A 15,703-nucleotide genomic window follows, 5' to 3' on the forward strand; every position below is an offset into this window, starting at 1 on the left:
TGTGAATTCTGAATTCTCAAGCTTCCGGCTTCCCAAGTCGCCTAAGCCCGATACCTTAACAGAGCGGCCACATTGCAAGCTTCGTAATCTACCTTGATGTTAAACGTATAGCCTTTGGGTTCTCCGGGCGTATGGTGGGGGGCATAATCCGCCGCTTGTGCCATTTCTAGGGCCTTGGCATCGAGGACCTCGTAGCCTGTGCTGTTTAGCAGTTGGGGATCTCCCATGAGTGCCCCATCGGCATCGACGTTAACCATAACGCTGACCGCATCGCCTGGCTGGTCGGGCAGACAGTCCTGGAGCGGCACCACGATGGACGATAGGGTGCCCTCCAATGCCCTCAGCGGCAATGGAAAACTGCCAGTCTGTTGAAAAATTTCCGTTAGTCGATTGGTGGTCACCCCATTACCCATGCGGGTGCCATCAAAGTTGCTATAGCTATCCCGCGTGGCGATGCGGTCATCTAGGGTGGGTGGTTCAGGCGGTGGCAGCGTGTTGTCCTCTTCGGGCAGTTGGCCAACTGCGGGTTCGGGCTCGGTTTCCGGCTCGGGCTCTAGGTACTCTAGAATTTCCGGCTCCGTGACAATAATTTCTTCGACGATGGCCACCTCCGTCGGTGGACCCTCCGGCGGCAGTTCCAGGGGGGCTTCTTCCGGCGGTTCTGGTAGGGGCAGCGCGTCGGACGGCCCCGTTGCCAATTTTGGCAATGTGACCACCTGGATTACCTTGGGTTCCACCAGTTCCGTCTTTTCGGGTTCTTCTTCTACCAGCCTGGGCATTGGTAGGGCCAGCACCAAACCATGTAAGCCAATGGATGTGAGCACCAAGGGCGTTAGCCAACGATTTAGTTTTGATAGATAGGACTTGGCCATGGAGTGACGCAGGAACAGGATTTTGCTGTAGTTACTAATTAAGGCAACAACATTAACGTTTGGCTAAAAGAAATTAGGACGCTGTTTTTTTCTGGGAGAAGGCGATCTTTTACTTCGGTGAAAAAGACTGTCACATTTAATCATTCCTTGTAGATTTCAGAATTAGCGATGGCTTTAGACAATTTTTTAATTGGGTTGAGGAATCATAGGGACGTTTGCCATAGGAATTCGGAGTTTGGAATTCGGAAAGAGTGTCCTTGCTGACTTCTGACTTCCGACTTAACTTAACTCCTGCTTATCTAATTAAGACTTTAATTAGTTTGGTGCAGTTCCTTTATTGTTCCCTTAACTTAACCAGTTCCTGGCTCAATTTCATTGATATGGTTCACTAATTGGCTACTATCTATGGGCTATTAAGGAACTACTTCACGGTTTAAGCCTAAAAAGCTTGTTAAGCCATGATTTGAATGCACAAGACTATGATTTTAATTTTTAACAAGCCCTAGACTGAAATCAGCCAAATAAACCTGATCTTCAGCAACTTTCAGGAATCTGCCATGGCTTCAGCCAACCCCGGCCCCCATCACGTTAATTCAAAGATCGGCACATTAGTCGTCCTAGGCCTATTGTTTTGCCTCGGTGTGGTGTTATTTGTGCAGCTATCCACCCATCCACCGGAGGCCACTGTGGCACCGTCATCTATGCCCGCATCAGAAAATTTTCTCACCGATCCTTTTTTGCAGGCCCCCACCGAAAACTCGGTGCGGGTGGTGTGGTTTACCGAATTTGAGGGTAGTGACCACAGCGTTACCTACGGCCCTGCTGAAACCGTAGTGGCGGCCAACACCACCCAGCTGAGCCGCACCCGCGAAGATGCCCAGTCCCATACGGCCACGGCCTACGAGCAGGTGACTCTCCGGCCCATCTGGCGCCATGAGGCCGAAATTACTGGACTGCGGCCTGGTTTGGACATGGCCTATTTTGTTACGAGCACCGGCCCCTCCGGTGAGATGTTGCGCAGTGATGCCTTTCGCCTTAGCGCTACGCCCCCCGCCGGTCAGGGACTGAAAATTTTGCTAACCTCCGACCACCAGCTGATGCCGATGACGGCGGCCAACTTGCAAAAAGTAGAAGAAACCATGGGCCAGGTGGATGGTGTGTTTTTTGCGGGGGATTTGGTCAATGTTCCCGACCGGGCCTCCGAATGGTTTGACGATAGCCGGGGTGGGGCCTTTTTTCCCTGCCTCCAGGGGCGGGGCTCCTACACCCTAGAAAAAGACGGCACCGCCACCACCTACAAAGGCGGGCGCATTATCCAATCGGCTCCGCTGTTCACCGCCCTGGGCAACCACGAAGTGATGGGGCGCCATAGCACCACCGCCGCCCTCAACGACCAATTTAACGACCCGGTGCCCTGGGCGGCGGCCAATGGCCTTTATGGGCAGTATGCCGAGGCCTTTAACCCCGCCAAGACCGCTGAGGGCAAACGTCGCTGGCTCAAAAACAACTCCTTTAACATCGACACCTATAACGAGATTTTGTCGTTGCCCAAAGCGGCCCGGGACCAGGGCCAAACCCAGCGCTACTATGCCACCACCTATGGCGATGTGAGGCTGGTGTCGCTATATGTCACTCAGATTTGGCGTATGTACACCGTGGATGGGGAGACGCGGGGACGCTATCAGGAGCGCACCGCAGATTTGAACAATCCTAAAAACTGGGGCCACGGTCAGTTTATTTTTGAAAGTATTGAACCCGGCAGCCCCCAGTATGAATGGCTGAAAAAAGAGCTGGCCAGCGACGACTTTAAACAAGCTAAATACAAAGTTGTTATGCTGCACCATCCGCCCCATACCCTGGGGGGCAATGTGGTACCTGCCTTTACCACGCCGGTGCCGGTTTACGATCAGGATGGGGATGGCAATCTTGTGGGCATTCGCTACGAATATCCCAAGGACGACGACCACATTGTTAAATATCTGTTGCCATTGCTGGAAAAATCTGACACCGATCTGGTTTTCTATGGCCACTCCCACCTTTGGAATCGGTTTGAAAGCGACAGCGGGCTGCAGTTTTTGGAATCGTCTAACGTGGGCAACAGCTATGGGGCGCACCTAGGCAACAACCCCAGGCCCGTGCCAGAAGATAGCCGCTATACGGAAACCTATGCCGCCACCGGCGACCCCAACGGTCTGAGGCCGGTGGTGCCCACCCTTGCCCCCCTCACCGACGATGCGGGGCAGCCCCTGCCCTATATCGCCAGCAACGACATTACGGCATTTTCCATTTTGGATACGGGGGCGGGCACCGTTAGTAGCTATTACTTTGATACCCGCAAGCCCCAGTCGGATGTGGTGAAGTTTGATGAGTTTAGGATTGGCCAGCCATGACCCTACCTTTTGATGCGATCGCAACCCAACAGCGGGTGAACAACTTTTGGAAGCTAGGCGCGAGCTTTGGCATGGAGCGCAATGCGTACCACAATTATTTGAATGAAATTGTTAGCGATCGCTACGCCCTGATCAAGGGATTGCAAATATTGCGGGATGAGCTCCAGTTTGCCGCCTCTAGCCAGTCGGACATAAAGGCCTGTGGGGCGGACCTGAGTTTGCCCAGCGTGGTCACCACATTGGCCTATACCAACTGTGGCGATCGCATCCACCAAGGAGAAGCCACCAAACGCTACCGAGACGTTGTTGCCTCGCGGTTTGCCACCCTATCCGAAATTGGCGAACTCAAACTAGAGGCCTTTTTCCCAGCGGGGGGCGGCACCGACAACGGGGCCACCTTGGCCCATGTGACCGTGGCCCACGAACTAGACGAACAACTCAAGCAGCGAATATATGCGGGCAATCCCAAGTCGATTTCGCTGGTGGCCATTGACCTAAAAACCCATGTGGGTCGGCTGCGGGATGGGGAAAACCAAGTCTATGGCAAAACGAGAGAGTCTCCCTGGCGCGAACCCCGGGCGGCCTGCGGTGCCATTGTGGGTGCCCTAAAGCATTACAACCAGCACAACCTAATCCATCGACGCATTCGCGACGATTTGCGCGAGAGAAATTTTCAGTTTCTGTCGAACAATCACATTTTGACCGACGACGGGGTGGACATCACCATGGCGGTGGCCGCGGCCATTGTGGCCATTCGGGGCATTCGCAATACGGCCATGGCATTGCCCCAGGAACTGGATGAACGGGGCATGGCCCACCTGACGGCCAGTGTGACGGTGAATCGCCCCTCGCGGGATGATTTGGTGATCTATCTGGCGCGGGCAACGGTGTTTAATGGCAAGATTCGGATTCAGGGGTTGGGCACCGAGGCGGAAAAGTATGGGGGCCAACTGGTGGAGTATGCCAAGGAGCGCAGACTACAGCTACGGTATGGCGATTGGGACTGTGAGAATCTGCCGGTGGAGGAAATTGACTACAAGGTAAGGGATTCGGGATTGTAAGGGCGGACTTACTAAAACTTTTAGCCATTTGCATAATTTTCCTTCCTGGTTTCTGAGTAACCCGTGTAAGGCATAAATAGCCTGCCGGGCATCTCCCTGGCGCAAGTCGCCCCCTTGGCCCACGCACACTTACTCGAAACCAACCATGTCCTTCACTAAACTAACCGCCGCTGTCCTAACCGCCGCCACCCTCGTTAGCCCCCTGCTTGCCGTACCCGCATCCGCCCTAGATCAGGTAGCTGCCCCCCAGACCGTTGCCCAAAACACACCCACCGCCAAATATGCCGCCATCTGGCGCAAAACAAACCGCCAGGTGCCCTGGGTCGCCCACCACGGTATGACCTCTAGCCAATACCAGGCTAAGTTTGACCAATATGTGGCCGATGGCTACCGTCTGGTAGATGTGAGCGGCTACAGCGTCGGCGACCAGGCCCGCTACGCGGCAATTTGGGTAAAACGCTCCGGCCCGGCTTGGGTGGCCCGCCACGGCATGACCTCTAGCCAATACCAAGCAAGGTTTAATCAATATGTGGCCGATGGCTATCGCCTAGTGGATGTGAGCGGCTACAGCGTCGGTAACCAAACCCGCTATGCCGCCATCTGGGAAAAGCGTTCTGGCCCGGCTTGGGTGGCCCGCCACGGCATGACCTCCAGCCAATATCAGGCAAGGTTTGACCAATATGTGGCCGACGGCTACCGCCTAGTGCATGTCAGCGGCTACCGGGTGGGCAACCAGGCCCGCTACGCGGCGATTTGGGAAAAGCGTTCTGGCCCGGCTTGGGTGGCTCGCCACGGCATGTCTTCCAGCCAGTATCAGGCCAAGTTTGATGAACTCACCGCCGATGGCTATCGGTTGGCCCATGTGAGCGGCTACCGGGTGAACGGTCGCGATCGCTACGCCGCTATCTGGGAAAAACGCTCCGGTTCTGCCTGGGTGGCCCGCCACGGCATGTCCTCCAGTGGTTACCAGTCCGCATTTAACAACTATGTGGATGACGGCTACCGCCTGATCAGCGTCAGCGGCTATGGCCAGTAGGATTTTCCTGAAAAAGTTGTGATGCGCTCCTAGGGTGTGTGTTTCCCAGTTGGCTATGAGATTACGGCCAACTGGGATTTTCTTAAGTTGCTGCCGCCTCAAACGGTTTAACAACTTTTCCATATCGCTCACAAAAAAATCTTACACATTCAGGAGCTAAATCAATTGCCCGTTCATCGTAGTTACCGGTTTCAGGATTTGGCCAGATCAATGCCCCGTCTCCTTTAACAAATTGAAACCGCTCTAACTCTTTTAGGGGGACTAATGCTGCTCCCGGTTCCTCAACCATTAGCAACGGTTCAAAATCTAAATCAAAAATTGAAACATCCAGTATTTCTTCAAACCACAGGCGCAATATATATCCAGTTAAATACTCAGCCTTAAGCAGTCCCTTTTCTTGAGACTCTAGCCAATGGGATTCATCGCTGGCATAGGCTTTCCACGCTTCCCACAACATTGTTTTACCCTACAATTTCCACGACTTCGTTATTCATTGCCCGCTGCCACTGCTCCAATAATGCATCTTCATGAGCTTCTACCCAAGCTTCTATTAACCGTTTGAACTTAGGTGGCAGATCTTTTCCCGGCTTCAGCCATTGACGGGCTTTGATAGTGATGCGATAGCTACGAACATCCCCCTGATATTTCACATGGACATGGGGCGGAGCATGATCGTTATAGTTCATTAAGACAATTAGTAGACCTTTGCTAAAGGGATGAGAAACCGGCGGCATAGAGGTAAATCCTTGTCTTTGTATGCTTTTTTCATCTTACGCAAACACCCCTTCATTAATCTACACTAGGAGCCTATGGAAGGCTCTTGTTGCGTGGCGCAATGAATACTTCCCCCACCTGCGGCAATGCCGTCAATGTTGATAGCAACAATATCGCGGTCTGGAAAGACCTGCTGCAACGCCGCTTGCACCGCATTATCAGCGGCAGCATCCCCAAACTCTTGCATAATCACCGCCCCGTTACACACATAAAACCCCCCATAGCCCGCTGCAAAGTCTGAGGTTTCGTAGGCGGGGCGAATGGTACTGGGGGCCTCTAGCACCACCACATCAAGAGAATTTCCCTGGGCATCGATGGCGCTGTTGAGCATGGCTATATGCTGTTTGGTAATGTCATGATCGGCATAGGCTGGGTCTGGTTCATAGCCCGCTAGCACCACTCCTGGTCTGGCAAAGCGAGCATAAAAATCGGTGTGGCCGTCGGTAATGTCCTGCCCCCTCACCCCCGGCAGCCAAATGATTTTTTCGAGTCCCAATAGGGGCATCAACAGGTCTTCAAACTGGGCCTTGGCCATGCCTGGATTGCGATTGTCATTGAGCACACAGCTTTCGGTAATGATGGCGGTGCCGTGGCCATCCACTTCGATGCAACCGCCCTCTAGCACCAGCTCTGTGTTAATCACCGATACCCCGGCCTGCTGGGCCACAAACTGGGCGATGGCCGCATCGTGCCGATGGGGTTGTTTCTCTCCCCAACCGTTAAAGAGTTAAAGTCAATGGCGGCCTTTTCTCCTTGGTCAGAAAATACAAATAGGGGGCCGGTATCTCGCATCCATAGGTCGTCTAGGGGGGCGACCTCTAGATCAATGTCGTTTCCGAGCATATTGCGCGCCAGGTCATATTCCTGTTGCCGCACCACCATGGATACGGGTTCGTATGGGGCAATGGTGTGGGCGATGGTGACCAAATTGCGGCGCACTGCGGGCAGTAGCCGTTTTCCCCAGATGCGATCGCTAGCTCCAAATGCCATCCAGGTCCGTTCGTGGGGCATGGCTTCATCCGGCATGCGCCATTGACCCGTCGCGCTAGGGATGGAGCAGCCCATGGTTAATCCCCCCGTAAAGAGTGCTGTATTTTGCAAAAACCGTCGTCGGGTGACCATGGTGGCTATGGGGAAGTGATGCTCAACATTTTGTTGCCATTGCGCTGGAGTTCATAGGCAACAGTTTGCACCTCACAACGGTAGCCTAGATTTGTCAGGTTTTCGATGACGAATTTTAAATGGGGAGAGGGCTGTGAACCAAGGGTGAGCAAGGGGAAAATGCGTACTTCTTGGCACACCCGTAGCATGTCGCGAATGGAGTTTATGTGAAAGGTGCGGTCAAACTGTTGGGAATATAAAAATAGAAAGTGGGAACATAGCCCCAGGTCGTAGCTGTTATCGGGATAGGCCAGCCGGGGCAGTTCGCCCACGGCGTAGCGGCCTGCGGCTTTGCCCTGGTCGAAGTCTCGACAAAACCATTCCATGGCCCTTTCTCGGTTGTGGCGCAGCTCCCTAGGAGATTTGTGGAAGCCCCACACCCAGTCGTCGGGGCTATTTGCTATTTGGGCCATAATGTTGTCCACCACGGCATCGAACCGTTGTTTGATTTCTGGGGCGGTAAAGCCATATAACGGATCGACGGACTGAATGCTATATCCTAGACTTGTCCCCTGGGCATTAAACCCCGCCGGACCGTCGGCCACGCTCAAAATTGAACCCTGTAGGTCTGCCGGTGTTAGGGTAAACATGGTTCGATATTCTTCAAAGAGTCGGCCAAATGGTACTACATGGTCCAATTGCATTGCCATTAAGTGGTCCTCATAGCTGTGGGATTGGTGAGTTAGCTGATCCCACAGCTATTGCAACAGTGGGGGGGAGAGATGCAATGGCTGGGTATGGTTGTTAGCTATGTATTTGTTGACATCATTGATATTTAAGTCAGATATGGCAACAGCGTCATCCCATAGCTAGGTTTTACCAAACTCTAGCCATTTGGAGAGAGAAACCAGATAGTTCAGGGTCGCAGCTAACGCTGTCAGGATTTGTCAAAATTTCGGGTGGTTGACCAGGGCGATATACATGTACATTACGATTTTTACGGTCAATAAGTAGCCCTAATTCTGCACCGTTGTCCACATATTCTTCCATCTTTTCTTGCAATGTTTTGACGGCATCGCTGGCAGAACGTAGCTCTACAATAAAGTCAGGACAAATCGGAGCAAAGGATGCCTGTTGCTCTTTGGACAGGGCATTCCATCGTGCCAGTTTTACCCAGGCAACATCGGGCGATCTGGTGGCACCATTCGGTAAGGTAAACCCTGAACTTGAGTCGAATACTTCCCCAGTACCGTTTTGATCGGACCAATTTGCTACCTGCTGAGCAATTTTAAGGTTTCGATTGCCAGTATCTGAAAAGGCTGGAGGCATAACGATTACTTTACCTGCGGCTGTTCGCTCAATGCGCAAATCTCGATTTGACTGGCAAAAGGCATAGAACTGCTCCTCTGTCATTCTGGCCTGGGACATCAAGGATGATAAATCCACCGTCAAAGGGGTGAGGTCGGATTTTACCTGCATACTGGTCATGGCAACTTGAGTCCTGGACAGAATGGAGCTTTTATCAATTTTAACAAAGGCTAAGGCAAACTTCCTACCATGGGGATAGTGGATGAAACTATCTGAACATACAGACGCTATTGTTATGCAGGGTAGTTAAAGAATCTGGCATGGCACCCCAACAGCTTAAAAATTGCTGGGGTTTATCCCAATTCTTCTGTTTGTCCGCTGGCTTTATGTTCGTCGTCGTTTTCCTGCAGGCCTAACAATGTTTCCACAGTCATTGCTGTTCCCGGTGCCAACAACACCCCATTGCGATAGTGGCCCGTGGCTAAAATAACATTCTCAAACCCTTCTAGGGGTTTAATCACCGGGGCGCCCTGGCCTTGGGGGCGGGGGCGCAGGCCACTCCAGTGCCGCACAATGCGAGACTTGATCAACGCTGGGCAATAGTCCGTTGCCACCTGGCGCATGTGCTCTAGCCGTTCTGCCTCGGGCAGTAGCTCCACTTCTAGGGGCAGCTCCACCGCTTCTCCGCCGGGGGGGAATTCCACCGTAGACCCTAGCCAATAGCGGTTCTCTCCTAGGGGAATAATGTGGACATCGTGGCCGTTAATCACGGGTTGGAAGTCGTCATTCCCCAAGGGCTGTTCCAGTTCTAGTTCCAACGCTTGCCCCAGTACCGGAATCATCGGTAGTGGTTCGGTGCCAATTTGGCTGAGGTCGGCGGAGTCGAGACCGGCGGAGATAACAACTACGTCTACATCTAGGTTCTCTTCGGGAAGCTGGAGCTGGCTACAGGCACCGGCTTGGGTTTTGAGGCCTAAAACGGGGCTCTGCCAGTGGGTCGTTACCCCGCGCAGTTGGGCCGCTTCCACTAGGGCTAGGGTAAGCTGTTGGGGATGGACCTGGCCATCTTGGGGCGAGTAAATGGCGGCTGCCACATTGTGGGCGGCAATTTGGGGGCAGTGCTGCCGTAGCTGATCTGGAGTCCAAATTTCTAGGGGATAGCCTTGTTCGGTCCGCTTGGCCTGTAGCGATTGCCAGCGGGGTAGTTGTTCTGGGTCAAAGCATAAGCTGAGGAGACCTTGGATGTGGGCAATGGGCCTGCCCAGGGTGGTTTCTAATTCTGGGATCAGGGTTTTGTAGCGCTCGATGCTATCGCGGCGTAGTCGCCAGTTGCGGCCTTTGACTTTGTGGCTAATGATGCCCATTAAAACGCCCAAGGCTGCCTGGGTGGAGCCTTGGGCAGGATTTTGTTGATCGATGAGGTGAATATCCAAATGGCTATGGTGGCTTAATTCGTAAGCGAGGGTGGCACCCACAATGCCACAGCCAATAATTGCAATTCGTGTCATCGATTTGTATTCCCGATAAAAGGGAGATGGGTCTAGGCGTCTGTACTGTCTGTTGGCTCTGTAGGAACCATATTTAGAAATGTGCTCAGATCCTTGGCAAAGCGAATGTAGGCTTTGTTGGTACGATTGCCGTCAAACGCTGTTACCGCTGCACTCATGGCTTCTAGATCGTTGGCAATTTCGTCCGATAGTTCTAGGGCCTCGGCTTTATCGTCGGGCAGTAGCATAAATGCCAGACGGTTCATGCCGGTTCTGAGTTCACCCAAGGGACCGTGGATGAAGTTGTCGATGTTTGCCCAGTTTTCGTCGCGGATATAGCCAGCGAGTTCGGGCAGACGATCCTTGGATGTTTGAATGCGATCGCTATAGATGGCAATCTGCGCCAGATTATCAGCAGTGTAGGTGGGAGTGGCAGCGACGTTATTACCACCGCAGCTGACGAGCAGCGTGGCAACCGCCACCAAGAAGATTCCCATAATCGATCTGCTCAGGGATCGAAACCGTTCCATACCAGCAATACCTCCTATAAAATGCGTCAAATAAATCTAGTTTGTGGGGCACTGGCCCCAAATCAAACCCCGCTAATTATAGCCTCAAATTAGTGTTTCGCTGGGTTACCATGGGCTGCCAATTGTGGTGAATGACGCCCAAAAATAGGGATGGGAAAACAAACTGCTGTCCACCTGGGCTAGTTCGTTGGGGAGGGGCAGGGTGCCCCCGGTCCAAATTAGCTGACCATCCCGCACCTGAATTTCACCATTGAGCATGGCCAATTGCGCTTGGCGTAAGGCCTCGGCCTTGATCGGCTCGGTTTGTAAACTAGTGTAAAACTGGGTCATTAGTCCGGCGGTGCCCACGTCATCCACTTTCCATAGGCTGGCGATGGCTGTTTTTACCCCGGCCTGGATGGCCAGCCCGGCAAATCCGAGTTCCGCTTCTTCATTGCCGAGGGCCGTGCGGCAGGCGCTGAGCACCATCAGTTCCACGGGGGGATTATTTAGGCCTAGGGCCCTCACCTGGTCAAGGCTCAGCCGCTGGTCCCAAAATTGAATATAGGACTGGTCCAGGTTGCCGGCTTTAAATTCTCCGTGGGTGGCCAGGTGCACAATGCCGTAGGGCTTGCGGGCACGGCTGGCAACTAGAGCATCGAGGGTAAAGGTTTCGTTGATAATAAAGTCGCCGGGCCATAGCTGTTGGGCAATGGTGTTGAGTTCCAGGGGCACCGCCGGTAGCTCTGGCTGGTCGGGAAAAACGGAGGCTCCCATTGCCAATACCTCAGCCCCGCGCACATCCACATAGCGCAAATCAGTGAGGCTAACGCTGGGCATCAGGCCAACGCTAAAGCGCTCGACTAAAAATTGTTCCCCATTGTGGAGGGCGGCCATGGGTAGCGATCGCAGACCTGCGGGCATAACAAAGGCCAAATTGGTAATGCCCCGGCCATCGAGCTCAGTTTCCAGGGGGGCAATCAGCCACTCGTCCAGCTGTTGAGCCGCCCTTAGGAAGGTCCCCTGGTTTGTCCGTCTCAGGGTGGTCACACTGCGCAAAAACTGTTGGGTGGTGTCCTTGACCTGGGCTTGCGTCACGGGCACGGTTTTTAAAATGGGTTGTCCGTTCGGTGTCACCACCACCAGTTCCAATTGTTCGGTGCCCTCAATGGGGGGGGCCTGTTTAGGCAAGACCTGATCTTGGTTTTGAGCGGTGGGGGAGGCAAAAGAAACATAGACAATGGCGGTGGGTTCGCCGGTTTGTTCTGCGGCCAGCCTTAGCTGCCCCTGCAATTTTGGCACCTCAGGGTTCACCGATTCTTCGGACTCAATCGCTAGGTGGCCACGGAATTCATCGGTGTACTTCTTTTCGTTAATGAGCAACACCTGCTCGGCTTCGGGCAGTAGCTGCGAATCTACATCGATGATCAGGTCTGGTTGAGTTTCTTCGGGGGGATCGGGTTGTGATTCAACGGTGGTGCAGTCAGCCGTGCAATCATCGGCGTTGGGGAGTTCGGGCTCGGGTTCGGGTTCGGGTTCGGGCTCGGGTTCGGGCTCCGGCTCTACCTCAGGGGCATCGGTGTCGATGGTAATATCTCCCTGGACAAAATCTTCTAAAAAAGATTGGCTGGGAGAGATGTCATCTGCGGTGGCAACAATGGCGGCGGCGGTTCCATTTTCGCTGGCATCTCCAACAATAAAGGGGGTTTCACCATTGCCACCATGGGTAATCGCGACCTGGCCTTGGGTGCTAATGACGCTAGCGGTGCCGTTGGATGCTGCCCTGGCTTCGGTGGTGCCTAAGGCTCTAAAAAACGTTGGTGTGGTAACGGTAATGTTGCCATCCGCCACCAGGGTATCCACTTCAATATCTTGGTTGCTCACCAGGGTGATGGTGTTTCCCACATCAAACCCGGCATTGCTCTCCAGCTTAATCCCCAGGCTGTCGTCAGCGGCGGTGCCGTTAAACACGACGGCACCACCCACAGGGAGTCCATCACTATCAAAGCCGTTGGTGCTAATCACGTTGTCGGCGGCTAGGGTAATGGCGGGGGTATTGGCCAAATTGCTACTGTTGGCCGTCACCGTTAGGTTGCCGCCGGATGTCTCAAGGATGGTCAACGGCAAACCCGGTATACTTTCTGGGCTAGTATTTTCGAAAACCACCTGGCCATTGCCGGTATTGTCTACATCGGCGGCAAGCTCAAGGTTAAGGGGCAAGGCGATGGACGACAGGGGGGAAATGGCACCGTTGATCAAAATACTACCGGCGGCCTGAAACGATAGGGTGGCCTCACCGGTACTGGTTTCGTAAAACAAATTGCTAGACAGGGTAATGTTGCCAGCTTCTGTGCCATCGGTGCCTGTGGTGACGGTGACGGTGCCCCCTTGGGCAATGGCGTTGGTGATGACGTCAACGTTAATTTGAGCCATGGGGGACACCGGCGAAAACACACCATTGTTTTCTTCAAAGGGGGTGGTTTCAAAATTGCCAATTTCCACATTGAATGGGTCGATTAGCCATTGCCCTGCGGTGCCCTGGGGCGCAGAAATATCGGGGGTGTAGGCCCCCAGAACAAATCCTTGCAGACCGCTGGTTTCAATAAAGCCCCCGTTGCCGCCGTTGGTGCCACCGCGAGCTAAAAACTGCCCTAGGGCGCGGGTGGTTTGGTCGCTCCAAATAATAATCTCACCGCCGTTGCCACGGTCTGTGGCACTGGCATCGAGGATGGCATCGGCGCTGATGTAGGTGGTCTGGGCAGTGGGCAGTGGCCCTTGTCCTTGTTTACTGCCGCCAATGTGGATGGTGCCCCCGCCCCTGTTGGCCCTGGCCTCTAGTCGGCCACTGACAACGCCGATGGTATCCCCCAGTAGGGTGATATTTTGGGCGGTGACATCGCCATTGACCAGGGTGGTGCCGGGGCGATCGGGAATGGCTAAATCGTTGTTGACCAGGCTGACGGTGCCATCGCCATTGACTTGTAATGTGTTGGCGATATTGCCGGCCCCGGTCAATAGATCGGGCAATGTTAGGGGAGAGAGTTCTAGGGGGGAGATGCCATGGCCAGGGACAACGTCATAGCTGAGAAGAGACCCATCGGGGCTGAGGCGAATTAGCTGATCCCCAGGAACAGATGCGATCGCAACATTTTCCGCCACCATTGTCCCGGTGGAGACCACGGTGCCACCGCTAAAGTGCAGGGCGCTGTTGCCCGTCAGGTTGGCTGCATTCACAATCGAGCCAGGGCGACCCAAGCGAAAGGCAATTCCCGTTGGGTTACCCACCAGGTTGCCATAGTCCGGAGTCCCCACCACGTCTAATGTATCGTCGGCAAAGGTGAGCCCATCCCCCGTGGAAACAGTCAGATCTCTCGGCAGCGCTAATGTGGCATTGGCCCCAAACACCACCCCCACTGGGTTGAGCAAAAAGAGATTGGCCGTGCCGCCCGTTACCCCGAGCTGCCCATCGATTAGCGAAGGGGTGCCACCGTTAATGCGACCCACCACGTTTACGACATCGGGTTGGGTAACAAAGGTGGCCGCCTCACCCGTGGCTAAACCAAATTGTTCAAAGCTATGGAATACATTGTTGCCGTCGTTGGAGCGGGTGCCCCCAGTAATCTGATAGTCGCCATTGGCATTGGTGACCGTCGTATTGGCCCCATTGGGCACTACCGATTGGCCCAGAGCGCGTTGGCCCAAAGCGATATTACTGGCTAGCATCCCCCCCAGGGTGAGGATTGCACAACGTTTGACTGTTGCCATCAATACCGCCTCCAATGCCGAGCATCGCTTATCTACTTTTAGGGAAATCCGTATTTTCACCGGATTACCTCAGTATTCCCCTCGAATGGCCCCGCGCAGCTTGGTTAACAAACAGGCGAAGGCATTATGGGCAAAGGGCAAACCCGTGGCGTTACATTTAGTATTCTTTTGTAAAATAAAATAAAATAAAATGTCAGCGGCAGCCTACGTATCCTGACGGGTGTAACCATTTTGCTGATACCACTGCACCGTATCCTTGATGGTGTCCTTAAACGGGCGATAGGTCGTTTTCAGGTTCTGGGCGGCCTTAGATGCATCAAACCACTGGCGCGACAGCATCACGCGCACCATATCACCATGTAAAAATGGCTTTTTGCCCTGGAGGCGCCCCATCAAATTGTGTAAAAAGGCCCACATGCGCACCGCAAACCGAGGCAGTTTCTGGCTAGGGGCTGGCTGACCGCTGGCCTCCGCCAGGTTACGCATAATTTCTCCCACCGAATAGTAACCGCCGGTTACCAGGTAGCGCTCGTTGGGCTGTCCAGAATAAACGGCGGAAAGCATGGCCATGGCCACATCGCGCGCATCGACAATGGGGAATCCACCGCTGGGTATTAGGGGAGCCTGTCCCTTGAGATAGCTCAGAACAAACCGTCCCATCTCCGTTGGGCCAGCATCATTGGGGCCTAACATCCCCGCTGGCAAAATCAGCACCACCGGTAGCTCATGGGTTTTTATAAAATTAGAGATGGCCTCTTCCGCCATCAGCTTGCTCTTAAAATAAGGATTTTTGTAATTAAATTCTTGGAATGGCGTGGATTCGTTGCTAGGTGCGCCGCCACGGATAATGCCGACACAGCCGCAGGCGCTACTGACATAGATAGCCTTAGATACCCCTGCCTTTTCCGCCGCTTCTAGCAAGTGAATAGTGGCGTCTACGTTAATGGCCTTGAGTTTGCCCCAGTGATCGCCATATTCAAAGGACTCTCGAAAGTAAGATGCCGTGTGAAAAAGAACATCGCAGCCCTTTAGGTGCTGGGTAAATCCCTCAACCTCTTGCAAATCTCCTTGAACGATTTTGAGGTGAGGGTGCTCCCCTAGCAGCTTGCTTGCCTTAGTTAGTTCACGCGTTAGTGCAGTTACTTCAAAGCCTTGCTCGAGCAGTAGTTTGGTTAGATTGCTGCCAAGTAGACCGGTACTGCCAGTTACAAACGCTTTCATAAAAACTCCTAAATCTGGGTTAACTGGCTGGGATAGTAATCATGCCCACATGGGCAAGGCTTACCGACGCTGCTAGGTATCCTAGAGTCAGTCGGTCTTAGTTTAAAGCACTTCTGGAATTCCACAGCATGCCTACAAGATATTAATCAGGCCTTACTTACCAGCACCATATACAAACT

12 protein-coding genes and 1 pseudogene are annotated in these 15,703 nt (G+C 53.5%); 3 read left to right on the forward strand and 10 right to left on the reverse strand.

Going from position 1 to position 15,703, the window contains the following annotated elements; all coding sequences use genetic code 11:
* Positions 1–41 precede the first annotated feature (41 nt).
* Positions 42–872 (reverse strand): energy transducer TonB, encoded by an 831-nt coding sequence (locus tag IXB28_RS11460; RefSeq protein WP_215618736.1) that lies wholly within the window; start codon positions 870–872, stop codon positions 42–44.
* Between the two features lie 557 nt (positions 873–1,429).
* Between IXB28_RS11460 and IXB28_RS11465 the strand changes: the two genes are divergently transcribed.
* From IXB28_RS11465 to IXB28_RS11475, 3 genes are all read left to right on the forward strand, one after another.
* On the forward strand, positions 1,430–3,262 hold the full coding sequence (locus tag IXB28_RS11465) for a purple acid phosphatase family protein (RefSeq protein WP_215618737.1): 1,833 nt from the start codon (positions 1,430–1,432) through the stop codon (positions 3,260–3,262).
* The gene (locus IXB28_RS11470; protein ID WP_215618738.1) at positions 3,259–4,323 is read left to right on the forward strand and encodes a hypothetical protein; all 1,065 of its coding nucleotides are present in this window, start codon (positions 3,259–3,261) and stop codon (positions 4,321–4,323) included. Before IXB28_RS11465 ends, IXB28_RS11470 begins: the two co-directional genes overlap by 4 nt.
* A gap of 145 nt (positions 4,324–4,468) precedes the next feature.
* The gene (locus IXB28_RS11475) at positions 4,469–5,359 is read left to right on the forward strand and encodes a hypothetical protein (protein ID WP_215618739.1); all 891 of its coding nucleotides are present in this window, start codon (positions 4,469–4,471) and stop codon (positions 5,357–5,359) included.
* An 82-nt stretch (positions 5,360–5,441) separates the two neighbouring features.
* On the opposite strand, the gene IXB28_RS11480 is transcribed toward IXB28_RS11475, so the two are convergent.
* From IXB28_RS11480 to IXB28_RS11520, 9 genes and pseudogenes are all read right to left on the reverse strand, one after another.
* Positions 5,442–5,816: a hypothetical protein gene (locus IXB28_RS11480; RefSeq protein WP_215618740.1), complete on the reverse strand. Its 375-nt coding sequence runs from the start codon at positions 5,814–5,816 to the stop codon at positions 5,442–5,444.
* Between the two features lie 4 nt (positions 5,817–5,820).
* Complete coding sequence (locus IXB28_RS11485) at positions 5,821–6,093, reverse strand: DUF4160 domain-containing protein (RefSeq protein ID WP_215618741.1); 273 nt, start codon at positions 6,091–6,093, stop codon at positions 5,821–5,823.
* A 65-nt stretch (positions 6,094–6,158) separates the two neighbouring features.
* Positions 6,159–7,255, reverse strand: a pseudogene (locus IXB28_RS17075) (agmatine deiminase family protein).
* A gap of 5 nt (positions 7,256–7,260) precedes the next feature.
* Complete coding sequence (locus IXB28_RS11495; protein WP_215618742.1) at positions 7,261–7,944, reverse strand: SAM-dependent methyltransferase; 684 nt, start codon at positions 7,942–7,944, stop codon at positions 7,261–7,263.
* Between the two features lie 166 nt (positions 7,945–8,110).
* Positions 8,111–8,722: a Uma2 family endonuclease gene (locus IXB28_RS11500; protein ID WP_215618743.1), complete on the reverse strand. Its 612-nt coding sequence runs from the start codon at positions 8,720–8,722 to the stop codon at positions 8,111–8,113.
* A 173-nt stretch (positions 8,723–8,895) separates the two neighbouring features.
* Positions 8,896–10,050 carry an NAD(P)/FAD-dependent oxidoreductase gene (locus IXB28_RS11505; RefSeq protein ID WP_215618744.1) on the reverse strand — a complete coding sequence of 385 codons (1,155 nt, stop codon included), beginning with the start codon at positions 10,048–10,050 and terminating at the stop codon, positions 8,896–8,898.
* Between the two features lie 32 nt (positions 10,051–10,082).
* Positions 10,083–10,559, reverse strand: a complete 477-nt coding sequence (gene psbQ, locus IXB28_RS11510) for a photosystem II protein PsbQ (RefSeq protein WP_215618745.1) — start codon at positions 10,557–10,559, stop codon at positions 10,083–10,085.
* A 105-nt stretch (positions 10,560–10,664) separates the two neighbouring features.
* Entirely contained in the window at positions 10,665–14,363 is a 3,699-nt protein-coding gene (locus tag IXB28_RS11515; protein WP_215618746.1) for a CHAT domain-containing protein, read from the reverse strand.
* Positions 14,364–14,507: 144 nt separating this feature from the next.
* Positions 14,508–15,524 carry an NAD-dependent epimerase/dehydratase family protein gene (locus IXB28_RS11520; RefSeq protein WP_215618747.1) on the reverse strand — a complete coding sequence of 339 codons (1,017 nt, stop codon included), beginning with the start codon at positions 15,522–15,524 and terminating at the stop codon, positions 14,508–14,510.
* Positions 15,525–15,703 lie beyond the last annotated feature (179 nt).

The sequence above is a fragment of the Leptothoe kymatousa TAU-MAC 1615 genome (assembly GCF_018739865.1).
GTDB lineage: Bacteria > Cyanobacteriota > Cyanobacteriia > Phormidesmidales > Phormidesmidaceae > Leptothoe > Leptothoe kymatousa.